At 65.9% G+C, this 22,351-nt stretch carries 19 protein-coding genes and 1 tRNA gene; 11 read left to right on the top strand and 9 right to left on the bottom strand.

Annotated elements, in window-relative coordinates:
• Positions 1-19 precede the first annotated feature (19 nt).
• Positions 20-946, top strand: coding sequence for an oxygen-dependent coproporphyrinogen oxidase (gene hemF, locus ACT535_RS20325; RefSeq protein WP_476365807.1), 927 nt, complete (start codon positions 20-22; stop codon positions 944-946).
• Between the two features lie 72 nt (positions 947-1,018).
• Positions 1,019-1,228, top strand: a complete 210-nt coding sequence (locus tag ACT535_RS20320) for a DUF2158 domain-containing protein (protein WP_168456348.1) — start codon at positions 1,019-1,021, stop codon at positions 1,226-1,228.
• Positions 1,229-1,231: 3 nt separating this feature from the next.
• On the opposite strand, the gene ACT535_RS20315 is transcribed toward ACT535_RS20320, so the two are convergent.
• From ACT535_RS20315 to ACT535_RS20300, 4 genes are read right to left on the bottom strand one after another with little or no spacing between them, the layout of a single operon-like run.
• Complete coding sequence (locus ACT535_RS20315) at positions 1,232-2,470, bottom strand: CCA tRNA nucleotidyltransferase (protein ID WP_476365806.1); 1,239 nt, start codon at positions 2,468-2,470, stop codon at positions 1,232-1,234.
• The gene (locus tag ACT535_RS20310; RefSeq protein ID WP_476365805.1) at positions 2,467-2,727 is read right to left on the bottom strand and encodes a DUF6111 family protein; all 261 of its coding nucleotides are present in this window, start codon (positions 2,725-2,727) and stop codon (positions 2,467-2,469) included. Before ACT535_RS20310 ends, ACT535_RS20315 begins: the two co-directional genes overlap by 4 nt.
• Complete coding sequence (locus tag ACT535_RS20305) at positions 2,727-3,404, bottom strand: CoA pyrophosphatase (protein WP_476365804.1); 678 nt, start codon at positions 3,402-3,404, stop codon at positions 2,727-2,729. Before ACT535_RS20305 ends, ACT535_RS20310 begins: the two co-directional genes overlap by 1 nt.
• Positions 3,404-4,069 (bottom strand): DUF1285 domain-containing protein, encoded by a 666-nt coding sequence (locus tag ACT535_RS20300; protein ID WP_476365803.1) that lies wholly within the window; start codon positions 4,067-4,069, stop codon positions 3,404-3,406. Before ACT535_RS20300 ends, ACT535_RS20305 begins: the two co-directional genes overlap by 1 nt.
• A 421-nt stretch (positions 4,070-4,490) precedes the next feature.
• Between ACT535_RS20300 and ACT535_RS20295 the strand changes: the two genes are divergently transcribed.
• The 5 genes from ACT535_RS20295 to ACT535_RS20275 all read left to right on the top strand — a co-directional run bounded on the left by ACT535_RS20295 (position 4,491) and on the right by ACT535_RS20275 (position 11,587).
• Positions 4,491-5,456, top strand: coding sequence for an AAA family ATPase (locus ACT535_RS20295; RefSeq protein WP_371745107.1), 966 nt, complete (start codon positions 4,491-4,493; stop codon positions 5,454-5,456).
• Between the two features lie 20 nt (positions 5,457-5,476).
• Positions 5,477-6,439: a DUF58 domain-containing protein gene (locus tag ACT535_RS20290; RefSeq protein ID WP_476365802.1), complete on the top strand. Its 963-nt coding sequence runs from the start codon at positions 5,477-5,479 to the stop codon at positions 6,437-6,439.
• Positions 6,439-9,270 carry a DUF4159 domain-containing protein gene (locus ACT535_RS20285; protein WP_476365801.1) on the top strand — a complete coding sequence of 944 codons (2,832 nt, stop codon included), beginning with the start codon at positions 6,439-6,441 and terminating at the stop codon, positions 9,268-9,270. The genes ACT535_RS20290 and ACT535_RS20285 overlap by 1 nt, the downstream gene beginning before the upstream one ends.
• Positions 9,271-9,286: 16 nt before the next feature.
• On the top strand, positions 9,287-11,353 hold the full coding sequence (locus ACT535_RS20280; protein ID WP_476365800.1) for a hypothetical protein: 2,067 nt from the start codon (positions 9,287-9,289) through the stop codon (positions 11,351-11,353).
• Positions 11,354-11,452: 99 nt separating this feature from the next.
• The gene (locus ACT535_RS20275) at positions 11,453-11,587 is read left to right on the top strand and encodes a hypothetical protein (RefSeq protein WP_476365799.1); all 135 of its coding nucleotides are present in this window, start codon (positions 11,453-11,455) and stop codon (positions 11,585-11,587) included.
• Between the two features lie 48 nt (positions 11,588-11,635).
• Here ACT535_RS20275 and ACT535_RS20270 read toward each other — a convergent pair whose 3' ends face one another.
• From ACT535_RS20270 to ACT535_RS20260, 3 genes are read right to left on the bottom strand one after another with little or no spacing between them, the layout of a single operon-like run.
• Positions 11,636-12,451: an ABC transporter permease gene (locus tag ACT535_RS20270; RefSeq protein WP_476365798.1), complete on the bottom strand. Its 816-nt coding sequence runs from the start codon at positions 12,449-12,451 to the stop codon at positions 11,636-11,638.
• A complete protein-coding gene (locus ACT535_RS20265) occupies positions 12,448-13,365 on the bottom strand; it encodes an ABC transporter permease subunit (protein WP_476365797.1) in 918 nt (305 codons plus the stop codon). Before ACT535_RS20265 ends, ACT535_RS20270 begins: the two co-directional genes overlap by 4 nt.
• A 12-nt stretch (positions 13,366-13,377) precedes the next feature.
• On the bottom strand, positions 13,378-14,544 hold the full coding sequence (locus ACT535_RS20260) for an ABC transporter ATP-binding protein (RefSeq protein ID WP_168456339.1): 1,167 nt from the start codon (positions 14,542-14,544) through the stop codon (positions 13,378-13,380).
• Positions 14,545-14,790: 246 nt separating this feature from the next.
• Here ACT535_RS20260 and ACT535_RS20255 point away from each other — a divergent pair.
• Positions 14,791-14,865 (top strand) — tRNA-Thr (locus ACT535_RS20255).
• Positions 14,866-14,957: 92 nt separating this feature from the next.
• Positions 14,958-16,565, top strand: coding sequence for a hypothetical protein (locus tag ACT535_RS20250; RefSeq protein ID WP_476365796.1), 1,608 nt, complete (start codon positions 14,958-14,960; stop codon positions 16,563-16,565).
• Between the two features lie 1,723 nt (positions 16,566-18,288).
• Here ACT535_RS20250 and ACT535_RS20245 read toward each other — a convergent pair.
• Positions 18,289-19,860 carry a P-loop ATPase, Sll1717 family gene (locus tag ACT535_RS20245; RefSeq protein ID WP_476365795.1) on the bottom strand — a complete coding sequence of 524 codons (1,572 nt, stop codon included), beginning with the start codon at positions 19,858-19,860 and terminating at the stop codon, positions 18,289-18,291.
• Positions 19,861-20,048: 188 nt separating this feature from the next.
• On the bottom strand, positions 20,049-20,258 hold the full coding sequence (locus tag ACT535_RS20240; protein ID WP_476365794.1) for a helix-turn-helix domain-containing protein: 210 nt from the start codon (positions 20,256-20,258) through the stop codon (positions 20,049-20,051).
• Between the two features lie 324 nt (positions 20,259-20,582).
• On the opposite strand from ACT535_RS20240, the gene ACT535_RS20235 reads away from it, so the two are divergent.
• Both ACT535_RS20235 and ACT535_RS20230 read left to right on the top strand, forming a co-directional pair.
• Positions 20,583-20,780: a hypothetical protein gene (locus tag ACT535_RS20235; protein WP_476365793.1), complete on the top strand. Its 198-nt coding sequence runs from the start codon at positions 20,583-20,585 to the stop codon at positions 20,778-20,780.
• Positions 20,781-20,871: 91 nt separating this feature from the next.
• Complete coding sequence (locus tag ACT535_RS20230; protein WP_476365792.1) at positions 20,872-22,170, top strand: tyrosine-type recombinase/integrase; 1,299 nt, start codon at positions 20,872-20,874, stop codon at positions 22,168-22,170.
• Positions 22,171-22,351 lie beyond the last annotated feature (181 nt).

The following is a 22,351-nucleotide window of genomic DNA, read 5'->3' as shown; positions in this document are numbered from 1 at the left end:
AACGCCCATGGAAAATCCCGTGCCCCCCGCTTCCGCCGCCTCCGGGTCCGGTGCCGCGGCGCTCGACGCCCGCCGCGCCGAGGCGCGCGCCTGGTTCGAGGACTTGCAGGGCCGCATCATCGCCGCCTTCGAGGCGCTGGAAAATGAGGCCGATCCTGCGCTTTACGGCCCCTCCCCCGCCCGCTTCGTCCGTACACCCTGGGCGCGCACCGACCATACCGGAGCGCCGGGCGGCGGCGGCACCATGGCGCTCATGCGCGGGCGTCTGTTCGAGAAGGTGGGGGTGCATACCTCCACGGTGTTCGGCGAGTTCGCCCCCGAGTTCCGCGCCCAGATCCCCGGGGCCGCCGAGGACCCGCGCTTCTGGGCCTCGGGCATCTCGCTCATCGCCCACATGGCGAACCCCCACGTGCCGGCCGTTCACATGAACACGCGCTTCGTCGTCACCACCAAGGCGTGGTTCGGCGGCGGCGCGGACCTGACCCCGGTTCTGTCACGGCGGCGGACGCAGGAAGACCCGGACACCATCGCCTTTCACCGCGCCCTGGAAGCGGCGTGCACCGCCCACAAGGTGGCGGACTATCCGCGCTACAAGGCGTGGTGCGACGACTATTTCTTCCTCAAGCATCGCAACGAGATGCGCGGCATCGGCGGCATCTTCTACGACTATCTCGACTCGGCCGCGGCCGGAACCGGCCGCTGGGAGGACGATCTGGCCTTCACCCGCGACGTGGGCCTCGCCTTCCTCGACGTCTATCCCCGCCTCGTGCGCGCCAACATGTCGACGCCGTGGACGCAGGAGGACCGCGAGGAGCAGCTGGTGCGTCGCGGGCGCTATGTGGAATTCAACCTGCTTTACGACCGGGGCACCATCTTCGGCCTCCGGACGGGCGGCAATGTGGATTCGATCCTCTCCTCCATGCCGCCGGTGGTGAAGTGGCCGTGATCGGCCCGTCATGAAGGCCCATTATGGCTGCTGCTGCGCCGGCCCATTCACGGCCGGCCCGGAGACACAGCCATGGCGTTCGCCCCCGGAGACATCGTCCAGCTCAAGTCCGGCAGCCCTGCCCTCACCGTCGTCACCGCCTCCGAGACGGAGATCTCGGTGGTGTGGTTCGCTGAGGACGTGAGCGAGTTCCGTAGGGAAACCCTGCCCGCCGTCGCGGTGGAGAAGCTCGAAATCGCCGATTTCGAGGAAGAGGACGAGGAAGAAGACGAAGAGGACTGAGCCTCAAAAAGGCTCGTCATCCATGGCGATCGCCGCCCGCAGCAGGGCGGCGATACGGCCCGGCTCGTCGGGAAAGCCGGTGGCGATCCAGTCCGCCTCGGCGCGCCGCAATGCGGCCCCGAGCGCCGGTCCCGGCTTGAGGCCCAACGCCAGCAGGTCCCCGGCACCGAAAGGTGGCCGCGGCACGGCCCAGTGTGCGGTCAACCGGCCGATCCTCCCCATGTCCGGACGTCCGTGGGCCGCGGCCAGAAGCGCGCGGTCCCGCGCGGCTTCCGCACCCGTCCGGTAGATGAAAGCCTGCGCCGCCGCGTCGTCGCTTATCTGCGGCACGGGGCCGGCCATGAGGGCGAGCCGCCGCCCCTCGGCGTTGGACAGGCGCAACTTTCCGCGCAGCCGCTCGGCATCGTCGGGCACCCGCACCGCGAGGGCGGCGAGGCGCCGGATGGCATCGGGCGGCACGTTCCAGCCGTCCGCCCGCCATTGCGCTTCGATCTCCACGAGCCGGGCCAAGGCGCGCGCATCGGCGATGCCACCGATCAAGGGCTGGATCAGCCCTGCATCGCTCATGACCCCAACCGTTTCCGCAGCCCGGGGAGCCATGAGCAGCTTCAGCAATTCGGCGCGCACCCGCTCATGGGAGAGGGCGAGCAGCCCCTGCCGAAGCCGCACGGCGCCGGAAAACGCAGCCTCATCCACGGCGCCGGCGCCGTAGGCCGCATGGAACCGGAACAGGCGCAGGATGCGCAGGTAATCCTCGCTGATGCGCGCTTCCGGCGAGCCGATGAAACGCACCTTGCGCGCCTTGAGGTCGGCGAGCCCCCCCACCAGGTCCACCACCGCGCCGTCCGGCGCCGCATAGAGCGCGTTCAGTGTGAAGTCTCGACGCTCCGCATCGTGCTGCCAACTCCGGCCGAAGCGGACCACCGCGCGGCGGCCATCCGTCTCCACATCCTCCCGCAGGGTGGTGACTTCATAGCCGTGATGGCCGGAGACCACCGTCACCGTCCCATGCTCGATGCCGGTCGGCACCGCCTTCAGGCCGGCGCGGGCGGCGCGGGCGGCGACCTCCTGCGGCAAGGCGGTGGTGGCGATGTCCACGTCGATCACGGGCAGACCGAGCAGGGAGTTGCGCACGGCCCCGCCGACCACCCGCGCCTCCTCCCCGTCACCGTTCAGCGCGGCGAGGAGCGGGGCAAGTCCCGGCGTCGTCCAGAAGGGTGCACCGGCGACGCTGGCGGTCATTCGAAATGCCCCGGCACGAACACGCCGTCCTTGGTCTGCGCAGGAACATAATGGGCGCCGGGCGGCGCCACGCGGTCATGCTCGAACAGGAACAGGCCGAGCACCACAAGCCCCACTGCTGCAGTCGCGGCGATCCCCAGGGCGCGGGGCGACCAATTGGCAGGAATCGCAGAGCCCTTGGTCGCGATCAGCAGAGCGGCGTAGATCAGGAACGGCGTCAGGAACAGCGCCATTTCGATGAGCAGGCTGCGCGCCATCAGGCATAGACCTTCTCATAGAGGTTGCGCAGCATGCCCGCTGTGGCGCCCCAGATGTTCCGGCCCTCGAACGGCATCACGTAGAAGTGCCGCAGCGTGCCGTTCCAATCCCGCGACTGGCGCTCGTGATTGCGCGGGCTCATCAGGAAGCCGAGCGGCACCTCGAACGCCTCATCCACCTCGGCGGGATTGATCGTGAGCGTGTAGGCCGGATCGACGAGCCCCACCACTGGGACGATCCAGAAGCCGGTGCCGGAGAGATAGCCATCGAGAAAGCCGAGGGGCCGAACCAGCGCCGAATCGAGCCCCACCTCTTCGCGTGCCTCACGCAAGGCGGCATCGATCTCGTCCTTGTCGCCGGGATCGATGCGCCCGCCCGGAAATGCCACCTGCCCCGCATGCTGCGAGAGATGGGATGATCTGAGGGTGAGCAGGATGGTCGGCTCCGGCCGCGCGATCACCGGCACAAGCACCGCCGCATGGCGTGGGCGCTCCTGCGGAATGAGGCTGACCTTCTCCGGCTGCAGGGCGTGGTCACCGTTCAGCGCGAGGAAGTCGCCCTCCGAATAAAAGGGAGGTGCCACGGGCGAGAGGCGCTCGCCTGCGCGGTGGAGGAAATCGTCAAGGCCGCCACCGGCGCTGTTGGCCTCGGAAAACGCGTCGTCGGACACCCGCATCAGTCCAGTCCCAGTTCGGCTGCCGGAAGGATGGGGAAGAAAAGTCCACCCGACGCCACCCCGAACATGGGAACGCCACCGTCGTCCCGCACCTCCCCGAGATCCATCAGGTCGAGATGAACCGCCCGCGACAGCCGCGCCTCCAGACCGCGCCGAACATGCAGGTAGGGGACCACCTCGCCCTCCCCCGCTCCCCGGGCGAACCGCAGCGCGTGGTCCGGCCCGCAGCGCACCACGTCATCGAGATTGGTGCGGAAGACGAGCGTGCGATGCGCGGTGCGGCCGACGGCCGCATTCGGCTCCGGCACCGCTTCCACGGCCAGATCCACCGCAAGAAACGGCGCATCCTCCACCCGAATGCCCACCTTCTCCACCGGCGTCTTCAGGACGAACCGCTCACCCTCCCGCGCCAGCACGGAAGCGAACAGCTTCACCAGAGCCGGGCGGGTGATGGGGGTGCCCATGTAGGTCCATGTGCCGTCGGCGCGGATCACCATGTCCATGTCGCCGCAATCGGGCGGGTTCCAAAGCTCCACCGGCGCCGGCCCCTTCCCGCCACCAGCGCGCGCGGCCGCCATCAGCGCCTCCAGCCGGCCCGCCGCCGCAGGGGCGTCGGAGGGGCTGGCCGGCGGAACGGGGGGCGTGTCTGGCGCAGGGGCAGGCATCTGGTCTCCTTGGCCCGGTCGCACCGCGGGGGCGGCAGGCTCGCGATGACGTGAGTGCGCCGCACCCGCGCGGCGTCCGCGGGGGCTCGACGGACGCGCATCATATCGTAAGCTCTCTGTCCGGGTGGCGCGACGTTTGCAAGACTTCGCGAGACGGGCGTTGGGTCCGGGGATGCACAGTCTCCCCCGCGACTCGGGCTTTGTCCCAGGCCGGCACATGGACCGGCCCGCCCGATGCCCGGTAAACAGGCAAAGGGTGGAACGGACCGGCGGATGAAGGCCGGAGGCGTTTTGTTGCCGCTTTTGGCAGCAAGCTTGCGGGACGTGTCCGGCGTGCAGGCCATTCGGGCGTGCGGATCGTATTTGGCGTGTAGGAGATGAGCATATGTCGGCTGCCGGCGAGACCTTCGACCTCGACCAGATGATCATCCGCAACGCGGAAGCCGCCGCCGCCCATGTGAAGGCTGCCCGCGCGGCCATCTCCAACGTCATCTTCGGCCAGGAAACGGTGGTGGAGCGCGCGCTCATCACCATCCTCGCAGGCGGCCATGCGCTGCTGGTCGGCGTGCCCGGCCTCGCCAAGACCAAGCTCGTGGACACCATGGGCACCGTGCTCGGCCTCGACGCCCGCCGCGTGCAGTTCACGCCGGACCTCATGCCCTCCGACATCCTCGGCGCCGAGGTACTGGAGGAATCGGCCGGCGGCCGCCGCGCCTTCCGCTTCATCAAGGGGCCGATTTTCGCCCAGCTTCTGATGGCGGACGAGATCAACCGCGCCTCGCCCCGAACCCAGTCCGCCCTGCTGCAGGCCATGCAGGAATACCATGTCACCGTTGCCGGCGAGCGGCACGACCTGCCCAAACCCTTCCACGTGCTCGCGACCCAGAACCCGCTGGAGCAGGAAGGCACCTATCCCCTCCCCGAAGCGCAGCTCGACCGCTTCCTGATGGAGATCGACGTCGATTATCCGGATCGCGACGCCGAGCGGCGCATTCTGTTCGAGACCACCTCGGCGGAGGAGCAGAAGCCCCGCGCCGCCATGACGGTGGACGATCTCATCGCCGCCCAGCGCCTTGTCCGCCGCCTGCCGGTGGGCGAATCGGTGGTGGAGGCCATCCTCACCCTCGTGCGCTCCGCCCGTCCGGGCGCCGAAGGGCCGGAGCAGGCCTATATCGCCTGGGGCCCCGGCCCGCGCGCCAGCCAGGCGCTGATGCTCGCGGTGCGCGCCCGTGCCTTGCTCGATGGGCGCTATGCCCCCTCCCTCGATGACGTGGTGGCCCTCGCCGAGCCGGTGCTGAAGCACCGCATGGCGCTGACCTTCGCGGCCCGCGCCGAACGCCAGAGCGTCACCGACATCATCCGCCGCCTCACCGAGCGGCTCGGGTGAGCGCGGACCGGCCCGCGCCCATGGCCAACACTCAAAAAGGCTCGCCCGAGGACAGGCAGCGTCACGCCGTAGAGGCGTCTGCCCTCGCGGCCGCAGACCTTGCCGCAGCCATGCCGCGCCTCGTGCTGGAGGCCCGGCGCATCGCCATGAGCGTGCAGCACGGGCTGCACGGGCGCCGCCGCTCCGGCACGGGCGAGAATTTCTGGCAGTATCGCCGCTTCGTGGATGGCGAGCCGGCCAATCGCGTGGACTGGCGCCGCTCCGCCCGCGACGATCATCTCTATGTGCGAGAGCGCGAGTGGGAGGCCAGCCACACCGTGTGGATCTGGCCCGACCTCTCCGCCTCCATGGACTACGCCTCCCGCGGGCAGGCGCCAAAGCGCGAGCGCGCGCTGATTGTCGCTTTCGCCCTCGCCGAGCTTCTGGTGAAGGGCGGCGAGCGCGTGGGCATTCCCGAACTGATGCGCCCCTCCGCCACTCGCCGCATCGTCGAGCGCATGGCCGAGGCTGTGGTACTGGCGCCCCGCCTGCCGGGAAGCCTGCCGCCCGAATTCGGCCCCTCGCCCCTGTCCGAGATCGTGCTTCTGGGCGATTTCTGGAGCCCCGCAGAGGAGGTCTCGGCCCGCCTGCATGCGCTGGCCGCTTCCGGTGCCCACGGCCATCTGGTTCAGATCGTAGATCCCTCGGAGGAGACCTTTCCCTTCTCCGGCCGGATCGAGTTTCACGAGCCGGAGGGCGGCGACCGCCTCACGGTCGGCCGCGCCGAGAGCTGGAAGTCGGATTATGAGCTGAAGCTGGCGGATCATCGCGCGCGCCTTCGCGCCGCCGCCGAACGGCTGGGCTGGAGCTTCGCCATCCACCGCACCGACCGGCCTGCGAGCGAGCTGCTGCTCGCCCTGCACCAGCGCATGGGCGCGGGCGGCGGCCCGTCCGCAATGCCCAAGGGCGGCGGACATGCCTATGTTTCCGGAGGGCCGGCCTGATGTTCGGTCTTCCCCTGGCCTTTTCCGCGCCGCTGCTGCTCACCGCCTTCCTTGCTCTGCCCCTGCTGTGGTTCCTGCTGCGCGTGGTGCCGCCGAAGCCGCGTGAGGTGAGCTTTCCGCCGTTGCGCCTGTTGCTGGGCATCACGCCCAAGGAGGAGAGCGCGGCCCGCACGCCGTGGTGGCTGACGGCTTTGCGCCTGCTCCTGGCGGCGCTGGTGATCCTCGCCGCCGCCGGCCCCATCTGGAATCCGCCGGCGACGGCGCCGGCCGGTACCGGACCGCTTCTCATCGTGATCGACCAGGGCTGGCCCGCCGCCGCGAGCTGGGAAGCGCGCCGCAGCGCCGCAGCCGCCCTCATCGACGAGGCGGAGACCAACGGGCGCGGCGTCGCCCTCATCCCGACCGGCGACGTCCCGCGGGAAGCGACCCTCTCCACCCCCGCCGCCGCCCGCGACCGCCTGCGGTCGCTGGAGCCGGTGCCCTATGCGCCCGCGCGCAAGGAGGCGCTGGCGCTGGCCGGACGCCTCCTCGGCACCGAACCCGCTGCCGGCGTGGTCTATATTTCCGATGGCGTGGACCTCGGCGCCGATCCCGACACCGCCCGGGCCTTCGCTGATCTCGGCGCAGGAGCGAGGCTGCTGGTGGTGGGCGGCGGCGTCGCCGAGCCGCTTGCCCTTGCCGGCGCGGAAAACGCTGCCGAGGCGCTCACGGTGAAGGTGCTGCGCCCCACCTCCGGCGCCCCGCGCGCCGGGCGGGTGACGGCCCGCGACATGCGCGGCCTCGTGCTCGCCGAAGCGCCCTTCACCCTGCCCGAGGGCGCGAGCGAGGTGGACGCCCGCTTCGACCTGCCGGTGGAACTGCGCAACGAAGTGGCCCGTCTGGAGATTGCCGGCGAGCATTCGGCCGGCGCCGTGCAGCTGCTCGACAAGCGCTGGCGGCGGCGCTCGGTGGGCATCGTCTCCGGAACCTCCACCGATACCGGCCAGCCGCTGCTGGCGCCGACCTATTACCTCTCCCGCGCCCTCGGCCCCTTCGCCGACCTGCGCGTGGCGGAGACGGGATCGGCCACGGAGAACATCAACCGCTTCCTCGACCAGCGGCTGCCCGTGCTGGCGTTGACCGACGTGGGCACCATCCCGCCCGCCACCCGCAACCGGCTCGCCAAGTTCGTGGAAGACGGCGGCGTGCTGATCCGCTTCGCCGGGCCGCGACTTGCCAATGCGCAGGACGATCTCCTGCCCGTGCGCCTGCGCCGGGGCGGCCGTGTTCTGGGCGGCTCCCTTTCATGGGAAACGCCGCAGAAGCTCGGCTCCCTGACGCCGGAAGGCCCCTTCCGCGACATCAAGGCAGCCGACGACGTGACGGTGAACCGGCAGGTGCTCGCCGAGCCGGACGGCACGCTTGGCGATCGCACCTGGGCGACGCTGGCGGACGGCACGCCCCTCGTCACCGGCACCCGCCGGGGCAAGGGCGCGCTGGTGCTGTTCCATGTCACCGGCGACACCTCCTGGTCGAACCTGCCCCTTTCCGGCACATTCGTTGAGATGCTGCGCCACGTGGTTGCCCTGTCCGACGCCCCGCCCCCGCCCGAGACGGCGCCCGCCGGCACCGCGGTTCCGTCCGCCGGACGGCCGGATGTGGCGGCGCTGCCGCCTGCCCGCGTGCTCGACGGCTTCGGCGCCTTCCGTCCCGCCGGCCCCACCGCCCGCGCTCTGCCCGCCGATTATCGCGGCCGCTCCACCGCCGACCACCCGCCCGGCTTCTACGGGCCGCCGGATGGCCTCGTGGCCGTGAACACCCTGCTCCCCGCCGACCGGCCCAAGGCGCTCGACCTCGCCGTGCTGGGCGGGCGCACGGAGCCGTTGCAGGAGAGTGCGCCGCGCGACATGCGTGGGCCGATCCTGATCGCTGCCATGTTGCTGCTGCTGCTGGATGCGCTGGCCGTGCTCTTCCTCGCTGGCGGGCTCTCCCGCATGGGCGGCGCACGTGGCCGGCGCGGTGCCGCCGCCGCCCTGCTCGCCGCCGCGTTGCTGGGCGCGACCGCAGGCGCCTTCGTGCCCGCGCCTGCCCGCGCCGACGACGCCTTCGCCCTGAAGGCCACCACGCAGACCCGCTTCGCCTATGTGGTGACCGGCGACAGCGAGGTGGACGAGATTTCCCGCGCCGGCCTCGACGGCCTCGCCACCTTCCTCGGCCAGCGCACCGCGCTGCAGGCGGGCGAAGCCATGGGTGTGGACATCTCCAAGGACGAACTCGCCTTCTTCCCCGTGCTCTACTGGCCCATCCTCGCCAACACGCCTGTCCCGGCGCAGCCGGTGCTGGCGCGCATTGATGCCTATATGAAGCAGGGCGGCACGGTGATCTTCGACACCCGCGACGCCATCGAATCCCCCGGCGGCCCCGGCGCACCACTCACCCCGGCGCAAGCGCGGCTGAAGGAGATTCTCTCCCGCCTCGACATCCCGGAGCTGGAGCCGGTGCCACGCGACCACGTGCTGACCAAGGCCTTCTATCTGCTGAAGGACTTCCCTGGCCGCTTCACCGGCGGCACAACCTGGGTGGAGGCGCTGCCCGCCGCGCGCGACGATGCCGACCGTCCCGCCCGCGCCGGCGACGGCGTGTCCCCCGTCATCATCACCTCGAACGATCTGGCCGGCGCCTGGGCCGTCTCACGTTCCGGCGAACCGATGCTGCCGCTCACTCCCGGCGAGCCGCGCCAGCGGGAGATCGCCTTCCGGGCCGGCGCCAACATGGTGATGTATGTGCTGACCGGCAACTACAAGGCGGACCAGGTCCACGTGCCTGCGCTTCTGGAACGGCTGGGGCAGTGAGGAAGACATCCATCCGATGAGCTACGGCCTCACCTTCTCACCCTTCCTGCCGCTGCCGGCGCTGATCGCGGTGGCGGTCGCGGCCGCTCTGCTGGCCGGCCTGCTGGTCTATTCGCGCACCCGCGGCTCGGTGTTCCGGGCGCTGGCTCTGGCGGTGGGCCTGCTGGCGCTCGCCAATCCCTCCTTCACCCGCGAGGAGCGCGAGCCGCTGTCCTCCGTCGTGGCGCTGGTGGTGGACAAGAGCCAGTCGCAGTCCTTCGGCGAACGCACCCAGCAGACCGAGGCGGCGCGCGCCCAGCTCGCCGAGCGGCTGGGCAAGCTCTCCGGCGTCGAGGTGCGCACCATCGAGGCCGATGCGGGCGACGGCTCGGCGGACGGCACGCGCCTGTTCTCCGCGCTTTCGGCCGGCCTTGCCGACGTGCCGCCGGAGCGGGTGGCCGGGGCCATCATGATCACCGACGGCCGCGTCCACGACACGCCGGAGAATGCCGGCGCGCTGGGCTTTTCCGCCCCTGTCCACGCCCTCATCACCGGCCGCGCCGGCGAGCGCGACCGCCGCGTGGCGCTGGAGAAGACGCCGCGCTTCGGCATCGTCGGCCAGAAGCAGACCATCACCTTCAAGGTCACGGACGAAGGCGCGCCCGCCGGCGCCCGCGTGCCCGTTACCATTCGCCGCGACGGCGAGGTGATCGGCCGCCCCACCGTCACAACCGGCCGCAGCGCCAGCATCGACGTGGACATCACCCACGCCGGCCCCAACATCGTCGAGTTCGAGGTGCCCCCGCTCGAGGGCGAGCTGACGCAGGTGAACAACCGCACCGCCGTCGCCATCGATGGCGTGCGCGACAAGCTGCGGGTGCTGCTCGTCTCCGGCGAGCCGAACGTGGGCGAGCGCACCTGGCGCAATCTTTTGAAGAGCGATGCCAATGTGGACCTCGTCCACTTCACCATCCTGCGCCCGCCGGAGAAGCAGGACGGCACGCCCATCAATGAGCTTTCGCTGATCGCCTTCCCGACCCGCGAGCTGTTCCAGACCAAGATCAAGGATTTCGACCTCATCATCTTCGACCGCTACGCCCAGCAGGGCGTGCTGCCGCAGATCTACTTCGACAATATCGTGCGCTACGTGCGCGCGGGCGGTGCCGTGCTGGTGGCGGCGGGGACGGACTTCCTCGACACCGGCTCGCTCTACAACACGCCGCTGGAGGAGATCCTTCCCGGCATACCGCGCGGCGAAGCCACCGACGCGCCGTATCACGCCAAGCTCACCGACCCCGGAAAGCGCCATCCCGTCACCCGCAACCTGCCGGGCTCGGAGAGCGATCCGCCCCACTGGAGCCGCTTCTTCCGTGTGATCGATGCGCAGGCGCGCTCCGGCACCAGCCTCATGTCCGCGCCCGGCGACAAGCCGGTGCTGCTGGTGGACCGGGTGGGCGAGGGCCGCGTCGCGCTCCTGCTCTCGGACCACATCTGGCTGTGGGCGCGCGGCTACGAGGGCGGCGGGCCCCACATCGACCTGCTGCGCCGCCTCTCCCACTGGCTGATGAAGGAGCCGGATCTGGAGGAGGAGCGCCTCAAGCTCACCGTCTCCGGCCGCGATCTGGTGGTGGAGCGACAGACCATGGCCGATCAGGTACCGGCCGCCACCGTCACCACGCCCTCGGGGGCGCTTCGCACCCTCACCCTCACGCAGGTCGAGCCCGGCCTGTGGCGCGCGAAGACGCCGGCCGATGAACTCGGCCTGTGGCGGGCGCAGAACGGCACGCTGAATGCCCTCGCCAATATCGGCCCGCTGAACCCCAAGGAATTCGCCGAGGTGACCAGCACCCGCGACGTGCTCGCCCCCATCGCGGCGGCCACCGGCGGCGGGGTCTGGCGTCTTGCCGACCTCAACGGCCAGGTGCCACGCCTCGTGCAGGTCTCCGCCTCCGACCGGCTGGCCGGCGAGGACTGGATGGGGCTGAAGACACGCGACGTCTCGGTGGTGCGCGGCATCGGCCTGTTCCCGATGTTCGCGGGCCTCTCCGGCCTGCTCCTGCTGCTGGGCTTCATCACCGCCGCGTGGGTGCGGGAAGGCCGCTGAGGGGCCCTATTGCGCGTCGGCCCGATCGCTGACTCTTAAGGTTATGGTTAACGAATTGCTGCCACGCTCGCGGTGACTCGAACACCAGGAGCTCGTGGCATGGCCTCCGCCGCCTCCGTATCCGCCGATCGTAACCGTGGGCTCGCGCTGCTGATGGGCGGCGCGATGTTGGCCGGCGCCGTACTGCTCATGGCCCAGATCGTGACTACCTTCAGCGCCTTTGGGACCGTCTGACGACAGCGTGCGCGTGGGATGCGCACGCTGCGGATTGTCCCTGACGCCCTATTGCAGCGCCGCCCGCTCCTCCGCCTCGCGCTGGCTCTCCGCCCGCTTGGTGACGATGGAGGCGATGATGACCACCACCGTCACGATGGCGATGAGGATGGTGCAGACCGCGTTGATCTCCGGCGTCACGCCGAGGCGCACCTGCGAATAGATGCGCATGGGCAGCGTCGTGGCGCCGGGGCCGGTGGTGAAGCTCGCGATCACGAGATCATCCAGCGACAGGGTGAAGGCCAGCATGAAGCCGGACACCACCGCCGGCAGGATCAGCGGCAAGGTGATCTTGAAGAAGGTCTGGAGCGGCGGGCAGCCGAGATCAAGGGCCGCCTCCTCCAGCGTGCGGTCGAAGGTGACGAGGCGCGACTGCACCACCACCGCCACGAAGCACATGGTGAAGGTGATGTGGGCGAGCAGCACCGTCCAGAAGCCGCGATCGAAGTTCACCGCCACGAACAGCAGCAGCAGCGACAGGCCGGTGATGACCTCCGGCATGACGAGGGGGGCATAGATCATGCCCGAGAACAGCGTCCGGCCGCCGAACAGCCCGTAGCGCGTCAGCGCCAGCGCCGCCATGGTCCCGAGCACGGTCGCCACCAGCGAGGAGAAGAAGGCAATGCGCAGCGTCACCCACGCGGCGTCGATGAGCTGCTCGTTCTCCAGCAGTGACCAGTACCACTGGGTGGAGAAGCCCGCCCACACGGTGACGAGCCGGGAGGCGTTGAAGGAGTAGATCACCAGAAGGATGATCGGGATGTAGAGGAAGGCGAAGCCCAGCACGATGGACGTGACGTTGAACCAGGTGAGGCCTTTTCTCATTTGCCCGCCTCCAGTTCGCGCTGCTGGATGTTCTGATAGATCACGATGGGGATCACCAGCACGAGCAGCAGCAGCACCGCCACCGCCGATGAGACCGTCCAGGAGCGGTTCACGGTGAATTCGGTCCACAGCGACTTGCCGATCATCAGCGTGTCCGAGCCGCCGAGCAGATCGGGGATCACGAACTCGCCCACCGCCGGGATGAAGCACAAGAGCGCGCCGGCGGCGACGCCGGGGAGGGAGAGCGGGAAGGTGATCTTCCAGAAAGCCTTCACCGGCGGGCAGCCGAGGTCCGCCGCGGCCTCGAGAAGCGTGAGGTCGAGCTTCTCCAGCGCCGAGTAGAGGGGCAGCACCATGAACGGCAGGTAGGAATAGACGATGCCGATATAGACCGCGAGATTGGTGTTCAGAATCTCCAGCGGCGTATCGATGACCCCCAGCGCCATCAGCCCCTGATTGAGCAGCCCCTCCGGCGAGAGGATGCCGATCCAGGCGTAGACGCGGATGAGGAACGAGGTCCAGAACGGCAGGATCACCAGCATCAGCAGCGTCGGCTGAATGGAGCGCGGCGCCCGCGCCATGGCGTAGGCGATGGGGTATCCAACCAGCAGCAGCAGGATTGTCGAGATGGAGGCGATGACGAGGCTGGAGCCGTAGGCCGCCAGGAACTCGTTCGAGAAATCGAGCACATAGCCGTAATTGGCCAGGGAGAGCTGTGACAGGAAGTCGGTCAGCCCCGCAAAGCCGTTGGAGAGATCGAGCTGCGGTGCATAGGGCGGCTGGGCCACCACGTCCTGCGACAGCGAGATTTTGAACACGATGAGGAAGGGCGCCAGGAACAGCGCCAGAAGCCACAGATAGGGAACCGCGATCACGAACCAGCGGCCCCTGCCCTTCTCGCCCGCCATGGCCATGTCCGGTTCTCCTCAGCGGGTCAGAAGGACGCCGGCGTCCGGATCGAACGTGACCCACACCTCGTCTTCCCAGGAAATCGGGCGTGCGACCCGGCGCGACAGGTTCGGCTGGGACACCTTCAGCCGCTGACCGCAGGCGAGCTCCACATGATAGATGGAGAGATCACCCAGATAGCCGATGTCCCAGATCTTGCCTGCGAAGACATTCTCGCTCCCCTCCGGCGGGGCATCGAGGGAGATCCGCAGCTTTTCCGGCCGGATGGCGATGCAGGCATTCCCCCCGGCGGCCACCTCGCACGGATGGGCCACGCTGAGGGGCGAAGGCGTCACCTCGGAGGTCAGCCGGGTCATCTCGCCCTCGCAGGCGGTGACGGTGGATTCGATGAGGTTCACCTCGCCGATGAAGTCGGCGATGTAACGGGTGGCGGGCTGCTCGTAGATTTCCGCGGGCGGGGCCACCTGCACCAGAACGCCGTGGTTCATCACTGCGATTCGGTCGGCCACCGTCATCGCCTCCTCCTGGTCGTGGGTCACGATCAGGAAGGTCATGCCGAGGGACATCTGCAGATCCATCAGCTCGAACTGGGTCTCCTCGCGCAATTTTTTGTCGAGGGCGCCCAGCGGCTCGTCCAGCAGCAGCACCTTGGGCCGCTTGGCCAGCGAACGGGCGAGCGCCACGCGCTGGCGCTGACCGCCGGAAAGCTGGTGCGGCTTGCGCTTCGCGAACTGTTCCAGCTTGACGAGATGCAGCATCTCCTCCACGCGGGCATCGATGTCGGCCTTGGGCATCTTGTCCTGCTTCAGGCCGAAGGCGATGTTGTCCGCCACATTCATGTGCGGGAACAGCGCGTACGACTGGAACATCATGTTCACCGGCCGCCGGTAGGGCGGCACCCCCGCGAGATCCTCGCCAGCGAGGGTGAGGCGGCCGGAGGTGGGCTCCTCGAAGCCGGCCAGCATGCGCATGAGGGTGGTCTTGCCGCAGCCCGACGGGCCGAGGAGCGCGAAGAATTCCCGCTCATAGATGTCGAGGCTGACGTTGTTGACGGCGGTAAAGTCGCCGAACCGCTTGATGACGTTCTCGAAGCGGATGAGCGGGGTCTGGCTGGGGTCTTTCCACGGAGCGAATGTGCGCCGGACGGCGCCGATGGTTTCCTTGCGCGCCTTGTCCGCTGCCATGACTTCCCCCATCCAGGCCACGTAGCGTGAAGGCTAACTGGGCAGAAGGAAACGCTCAAGCCGCAAGCAGGCGCATTTTTTCGGCGAACAGCGCCGACGCTTCGGGCAGGAGCGCCCCTGTGCGCGCGTCATCCACCGCCATCGGTGCCGAGCCCCTTGCACCGCAGCGCCGCATGTACTAGAGGAGCGCTCCTGACGACGGCACACCCGTCGCCGCGGTCCCGCTTCCGTGCGGTCCGCCGGCACGCTGCGGTAGCTCAGTGGTAGAGCACTCCCTTGGTAAGGGAGAGGTCGAGAGTTCAATCCTCTCTCGCAGCACCATCTTATGGCGTTGATCGGCCACGCTTCTTTGAGATAGAAGGACTTCGGACAGCTCCACTGGTACACAGAGCTGGTCCACAATGGCCCTTCGAATGTCCCGCCCGGTCCGCCTGCCACACACCTCCGTTCCTGCTTTCCGCAAGCGCATCCCCGCCGATTTGCGCGGCAAGGTCACAGGGCGGCAGGTCCGCATTCAATTCCCGGCCCACGGGCACGAACCCGAGTGCACCGTGGTCGCCACCCTTGGCGTGTCGGAGGTCAAGTTTTCCCTCCACGCCCGCAACCCCCGTGTTGCCACCGCCCGCTCCGGCATCGCCGAAGACCATCTCCAGCGCCTCTTTACAGGGCTGCGGAGCGGACCGGCGCGTCTCACACACAAGCAGGTCGTGGCATTGGCGGGGGTGTGGTATCGCGGCTTCGTCGCTCACATTGAAGACGATCCCGGCAAGCCCTTCGTCTTTGAGAAGCTGCGGCAAGCGGTCTCGGAGGGCCTCGACGATCCCGAGAAGCTGCGCTCGGAGATGGGACCGCTCGCGGATGATGTGCTCGCAGCTCACGCGCTCACGGTGGATGATAACAGCCGAGACGCGCTCGCGGCTGCCATGCGAGACGCTATCCGCGACGCCGCCGGAACGCTTTTGAGACGGGCGCAGGGGGATTATGGACCGGACACAGTTGCCCAGCGCTTCCCCTCAATCGAGGCCCTCCCCTCCCCTACAACGGGCGACGCCCCTAAGGGACCGGCATCGGCTACCAGCGCCACACTTACCGGCCTCGCCGAGGCATGGGGCCGCGAACGTCAACCGCGGGCGAAGACGCTGGAAGAGCACCTTCGGGTGGTGAAGGCGTTCGTCGAATTCGTGAAGCACGACGACGCCACCGCCATCACCCCGGAGAACGTGGTCGCCTGGAAGGACGCGCTCGTCGCCGAGGGCCGACTTGCAGCCAAGACCATCAATGCCAAGTACCTCACGCCTCTTGGGACCGTCCTCAACTGGCGCAAGGCGAACCGCAAGATTGCCAGCAACCCGGCGCAGGGTATCCGGTCGAGCGGGAAGGCCCCGCCGCGCACACGGGAACGCTCCTTCACCTCCGAGGAAGCCACCACCATCCTGAAGGCCGCGCTCCACGCCCACGATGCCCCCGGCAGGAACGCCGCCGAGATGCTGGCAGCGCGGCGATGGGTGCCCTGGCTCTGCGCCTACTCCGGCGCCCGCGTCGCCGAGATCACCCAACTCCGGGGGCAGGACTTCCAGGAGGTCCAAGGGGTATGGGTCTTCCGCGTATCGCCGGAGGCTGGCGCTGTGAAGACGGACAAGCCCCGTACGGTTCCCGTCCATCCCGACCTGATCCGGCAGGGGCTCCGGGAATTTGTGAAGGAGCGCGGGGATGGGCCGCTGTTCTACAAAGAGGCCTCCAACCGCCCCAAGGACCCGACGAAGTCCCACCCCGCGAAGACGGTGGCGGGCCGCCTCGCTGGCTGGGTGCGCGACATTGGTGTGAACGATCCGAACGTGCAGCCGAACCACGGCTGGCGACACCTGTTCATGACGCTGTGCCGCGAGCATGGGGTAGCGGAAGAGGCCCGCTACTTCATGGTGGGGCACACAAAGCGGGACACTGGGCAGAGCTATGGCGAGGCATCGGCAGCGGCGTTGATGCGGGAGCTGGCGAAGCTACCTGCGTTCAAGGTGGGGTAAGCGGCATCGCCAACTATACACCCGAATTGTGGTGTATCAGTTGAGTTTCACCTAGATCAAGTAGCTGCGGTATCGGGTGGCTTCGGTGACCCCGCGTCTTGCTTCCTACATTCCTCATACCACTCTTCATGCTCACGTGCTTCACGCGCTCTGTCCGCGGAGGAATATCCGTCCACCCTAATCCTACGGCTCCCGCTCGCAATGTACTGCCAATCTTCTCGCATTTTCTTGAGTTGATCTGCGACCTGTATCATAGGGTCCGCGTACCCCAAGGTGCCCCACCCTTCGAAATCCCGCATATTCAGACTGTAGGCAAGTTGCTGCCTCTCCCTATCGGTCGGCGACGTTTTCCAGCTCGTTGTCACGGTGAAGTTTATTTCCAGCAGCGGAGGCATTTCTGACAAAGCGCAACGCAAGTTGTCGCCGGGCCGCAAGACGCTGACGGTTCTCAAAGGAATTGGCCTCCCCTCCATACGCCCTACCTGTTCAAGGGGAGGATCAAACTCCACCTGAACATCAAACGCTGAAGCGTTTCCGGTATTCTCGACGTACAAGTCAGCATGGTGTAACGCCCATATATTAGGCCTAATAACCGCAACAACTTGTGCACGCGCCGTTGCTTCAGCCATAAGCCGTGTCGCTTCATAGAGTTTTTTGGTAACTTGCCATAAGAATACGGTTGCAAACGCAGTTGCTATTGTACCTACTGCTGAAATTCCGCCAGTTATGTTTGGAGGCCAGATAAGGTCCCAAACCTCTTGAGACAGTTGCATCAGCTTACACCTCCTTAATTCGCCGCCATGCAAGCCATCCTTAGACGCCGCCGCGGCTTCTGGCTCCGATTGTTTAGCCTGTCTGCGAACTACGCCAATGCATTAATCGCCCATCCACAATGTCTTTGTTGCGTATGGCGCGGGCCTCACAATCCCGGAGGCAGCAGGGATCGCCCAGCACTTGAGCGGGGCTGGTTGCTGTGCGAACCGCCGATGCCCTTGACGGTGGAAAGATATCCGGGGGCGTCCGGGTCAAGCGAACCAGACCTGCGTAAAGGCGGTTCAGCTGCCGAAGACATCGGAGGCTCGAGCGCTAGCTGACTTTTCTGGGGTGCTTGGCGGGGAGCTGGAGACGGCGTGCAAGGCCAGCGACAAGGCCACGTGCGACTACGCCGTGGCGCTCGACAGGCACTATCAGAAGCTCGACCGTTGCGGCGGTTGAGCCTCTGGGCGACCAACGGGGCAACATGTTCCGGTTCTGCCCCGAACTGCGGAGAGGCGTCCGCTTGACGTGTCTAAGCCGAAGCGCAATCGAGGCTATCTCTTACTCGAATCCAAGAAGGGGGGGAGGGCGAGCATCTTTTTGTCGGCAGCGGGGATGCCCTCCCATGCGAGCTTGCAGGCAGAAAGGGCTGCCGAGAAGTCCTCGTAACAGCGCTGTATATCTGGGCCTGTAGGCCAACTGCCAACATACGGGCCCGTCTCTTCAGCAGGCCCAGTAACGACCCTCTTGAATGGGGACTGCTTACTGCGCAAAGACCATTCCACGGCCGCTATTGTTTTTTGCATAGCAGCAAGGGCCTGCTCTGCCTTCACGTACGCGGCCAGCGCCGCCTTGTAATTATCGAATGCAGCCGACATCCTATTCCCCTTACTCCGCTCCGAAGCTTGAATGGCGCGGGGACCACACTGAAGCAAGCACAGCTTGCCTCAATTCTTTGTCTATCGGGCTACCCCTCCGCACCCTGGACGAGAGAAAGGGCCGGTCGATAAAGGAAAGGCACGCGCCAAGTTTCGTCAGGTGGGGTGCCTCTCCGTTCAAAAAAACCGATCTCGGATAGTTTAACAGCGACCTTGAAGGCCTCCTGTTCGGACACCCCCCAAAGAGCAGCCAAGGCGCGGACATTCTGTGTCGCCTTCTGTTGCCGGAGCGCCTCAATGTTGGCCTTCATTGCCGGAAATTCTGCGTAGAGAGTCTGTTCAAGCCGCGCCTTTGAAACAGCGGGGAGCGCTTCTTTGAATGAGGCCTGCTCAAACAGTCGGCCATCAGTCAGCGCCGCCTGTCCACGCTCGATCCTAGCAATTTGGGCAATTCGCAGTTCATTCAGGAAGTGAATGATCTCTCGCGGAGCCGCGGGATGAAGCGCATCTTTGGTCCGCCCAAGAATCCAATCAAAAGTTGTGGGCTTATTTGGTCCAGTTTCAACCTGTTTTGGAAAAAGTTGACCAATGAATTCTTTTTGATTGTCGAATTTTCCGAGTATCACATTTCTATCCGCATCGAAAAATTCGCAAATCGTGAGATTCGATAAAGCGCGGCGAACGACAAGATTGAGAAGATCTTCATCCTTCCACTTGATCTCTAGGGACCTCTCAATGTGGCTCGCCTCCCGAAATCCAGAGTCGAGAAGATTGTTCCATATGTCAGTGCGGATAAAAATCTTGAATTTGATATTGGTTAGCTGCTTCGAGTCCAGATAGAACTTGAAGAGAGACCGAAGGGCGGACGCTTCGATTGTTGAATTTTCGGGGAAGGCCACGTCCAATCGATCAAGAAGAATCCAAAGGGTCATCTTGTTTTCCGCAAACGCGGCGTTTGCAGTCGTAAAAAGCTCTTCTATCGAAACGACGCCGACCCGAGCCTGTTTGGCATCGGGCTCTCTGAATACGATTTTTCCGCCTACCCCAAGAGGCATTCCGGTTGTCGGGTCAACCTTTAGCTCACCCTCCACCGACTCAGGAGTTCGGAACAGGCCCTTGACGTAGTCAGTAGCATACTTGAGCACTTTGCTGAGGGTAAACCCAGACGAGGGTAGAAGGTCCGCCTCCCTAAGTTTTTCTAGAAGAGTGTTGCATTTGTCTCCCTGTAAGCCGAGATCAACTATCTTCTGTCCGCAGATCGTCAGCATGTAGAGCTTCCACAGGCTAATGAACTCGAACTCCGTTTCTGGCGGGTCGACCGCGACATCCTTGAACGCGACCGTGCCCTGAGGGTTCTCGCCGCTAGCGACCAGAATTCCTCGGTCGAACAGTTGGTCAACGTTCTTCGTAATCAGACTGTAGATCGCGCTTTTTCCGCTGCCCTTCGGACCATAAACGATATCGATATCGCCGCTAAAAACCCTGCGCCACTGTTCAGTTTCAACGAAGTATGATTGGAGCTGATCGCTCTCCTCTTCAGCGGTTCGTTTTCCAAACGTTGAATTTTGCAAGATTTCTAACTGTGTTGCCAAGGTCTCCTCCGGTGGATCAGAATCCATTGCGGCGAGCATATCGCCAAGATTGGCAACTTGAAAGTGCATGCCTGGTTGCGAGTGACGCACTGCCCCTCGCTAGGGGGCTGCCACGGCTCCGCATAACAGCGACTCTCGTTTGCTTCGCCGAGGCGGGGACCCGAGAACTACCGCGCGTATACCGGCGCCGAGGATGAGCATCCCTAAGCATCAAGCCTTTTTCTACACCGCTGTCCCTGACGGGACCGCGTCGTCGGTCAAGCTGGCGCCTTCCGCAGCCGCACGCCCGGCCCCTCGCCATTCTCCGGGACGAAGATCACCCCGGCGGCTTCAAGGGCGCTGCGCATCTTCTCGACGCTGCTCACCCGTGCGTCTTGACCCGCCTCGAACCGATTGACGGTGTTAAGCCCAACGCCAGCTTTGGCGGCAAGCTCCTGTGTATTCCATCCAAGTGCGGCACGTGCCATACGGCATTGAACTGGCTTCATATGGTGAAAATATCACCACATGTGGTTGACATCAATTGGGTGATGATATCATCCTTAATGGTGCTTTTATCACCACTAGGGGCCGCTATGGTTTCACACGTCCTGGACGTTCATCCCCTTCCGTTCTCCTCCGCGCCCCGCGGATGCCGTGTCGAGGACATCCCCGGCGACCTCCGCACGTGGGATGGATGGTCCCCGGCAGACTGCCTCAACCTCGATCCGCCGCCCCCTCCCGGCTGGTACTCCATCCCGCATTGGGCTGCTCTGACGGAATGGGAGCTGTTCGAGACCGCGGAAGCGCCGATGGAAGAGACTCTCGGCGAGTGGATGGGAGAGCCTTGGCAGGCGGAGGCGCTCCTCTATTGCGAAGAGGAAGGCATATCGCCCATCGAATGGCCGGCGCCGCGACGGATGCAGATTGAATTGGGTATTGCATCGGTGCTGATCTTCCCGGACCCCATTCTGCGAGAGGTGTTCGACCGCCCTTCTTCCGGCAGATGAGGCGTCACTCTCGCAGCGGCCGGGCCGATGCACCCGGCGAGAATGCAGCCTCGCTCGGGTATTTTGCTTCTACGCAGAAGGAAACCTGAAGATGGCTGTACGCCAACGGGGCACCAAATTCCTCGCGGATTTCATGGTCGCGGGGATACGCTACCGGGAGATGTTCACCTCGCCAGCCGAAGCCCAGGCATGGGAGTTCCAGGCCCGTGCCGACCTCGCACTTGGAAAGCCAGTCGAAAAGCGTGAGTTCAATCCGACTGCCGCCGCTGGCGGACTGGACACCCTTCGCGGCCTCTTCAATCACGTGGTGAGGGTCCATTGGTCGGGGGCCAAGTCGGCGGCGGACCAGAAGCGCAACGGACAGCGCTTCGTCGACTTCGTGGGCTCCAAGGTGCCGACGCGCTCGGCCTTCACGCCGGAGAAGCTCGCCGACTTCCTCGCGGAGCTGAAGGCGTCGAGTTGCTCGAACGGGACCATCAACCGCTACTTCTCCAACGTGTCCAAGATGGCCCGCGTCGCACTCAAGGCGGACAGGCTCGACAAGATGCCTGACATCCCCTGGCAGAAGGAGGGGCCGGGGAGGACCATCGCGTTCACCCGTGAGGAGGTCGCGGCCATCATCCGGCTCGCGAAGCGCTGGGGGTACATCCGCGAAGCCGATATGTTCCAGTTCCTGATCGACACCGGCTGCCGCCTTGGCGAGGCCGAGAAGGTCCGCTGGTCCGACTTCTCCGAAGACTTCCGCTCGGTCACGTTCGCGCGGGACATCACCAAGACCGCGTCGGATAGGACGGTCCCGCTCTTCCAGACGTCGATTGATGCCCTGGAGCGCTGCCGACTCGCTACCGGCGACCTCGAAAGGCCGTTTCAGGATGTGAACGGCGCCCGCCTTCGGAAGGCGTGGTACCGGATCAAAGAGCACCTGAAGCTCGCCGACGAAACCACCATCCACACGCTGCGGCACACCCGCTGCACATGGTTCGCCCTGGAGGGGTGGGACTTCTGGCGCATCCAGAAATGGATGGGGCACTCCAGCCTGAGCACGACTCGCCGCTACACGAACCTCGTGTCGAACGACCTGGACGTGATGGTGAAGGGGACACCAAAGGCTGGGGGCTTGGCGATCGGAGACCGGCCAATGCCGGGGATCCATGCTCGGCCGGCGCTTTCAGGCGGTGCGTCTCCACCCGTTCCTGCCGACGCCATAGAGGGCGACTTACTGGCGCAGATCACTACGGCTGGGCAACGCGTTGCCATCCTACAGGCTAGCTATGGCGCCCTTTCCAAAGAGCAGTTGGTTGGTTCATGCGTGGCCCTCACGCTGAAGCGAGAGGCGCTGCTTGGTGCACTGCCTGATGCCCTTTTACCGGCCGAGGCTGCTGAGATGTGACGCACACGTCACGGGCTCGACCGTACCGCATCCTTTTATACGAGCCAACGAACGCAGGACCCGAAACAAGGACACTGAGCCGGGCTGCTATTCAAGGCCTGAACAACATGAAACAGGAGGCAAAGGAACCAAGGCGAGATGGCAAGCTGAATCCGCATAGATTTTTCCTCAAATTGTTTAA

It is taken from the genome of Xanthobacter sp. DMC12 (assembly GCF_056314105.1).
This window is presented reverse-complemented; position numbering and strand designations above follow the sequence as displayed.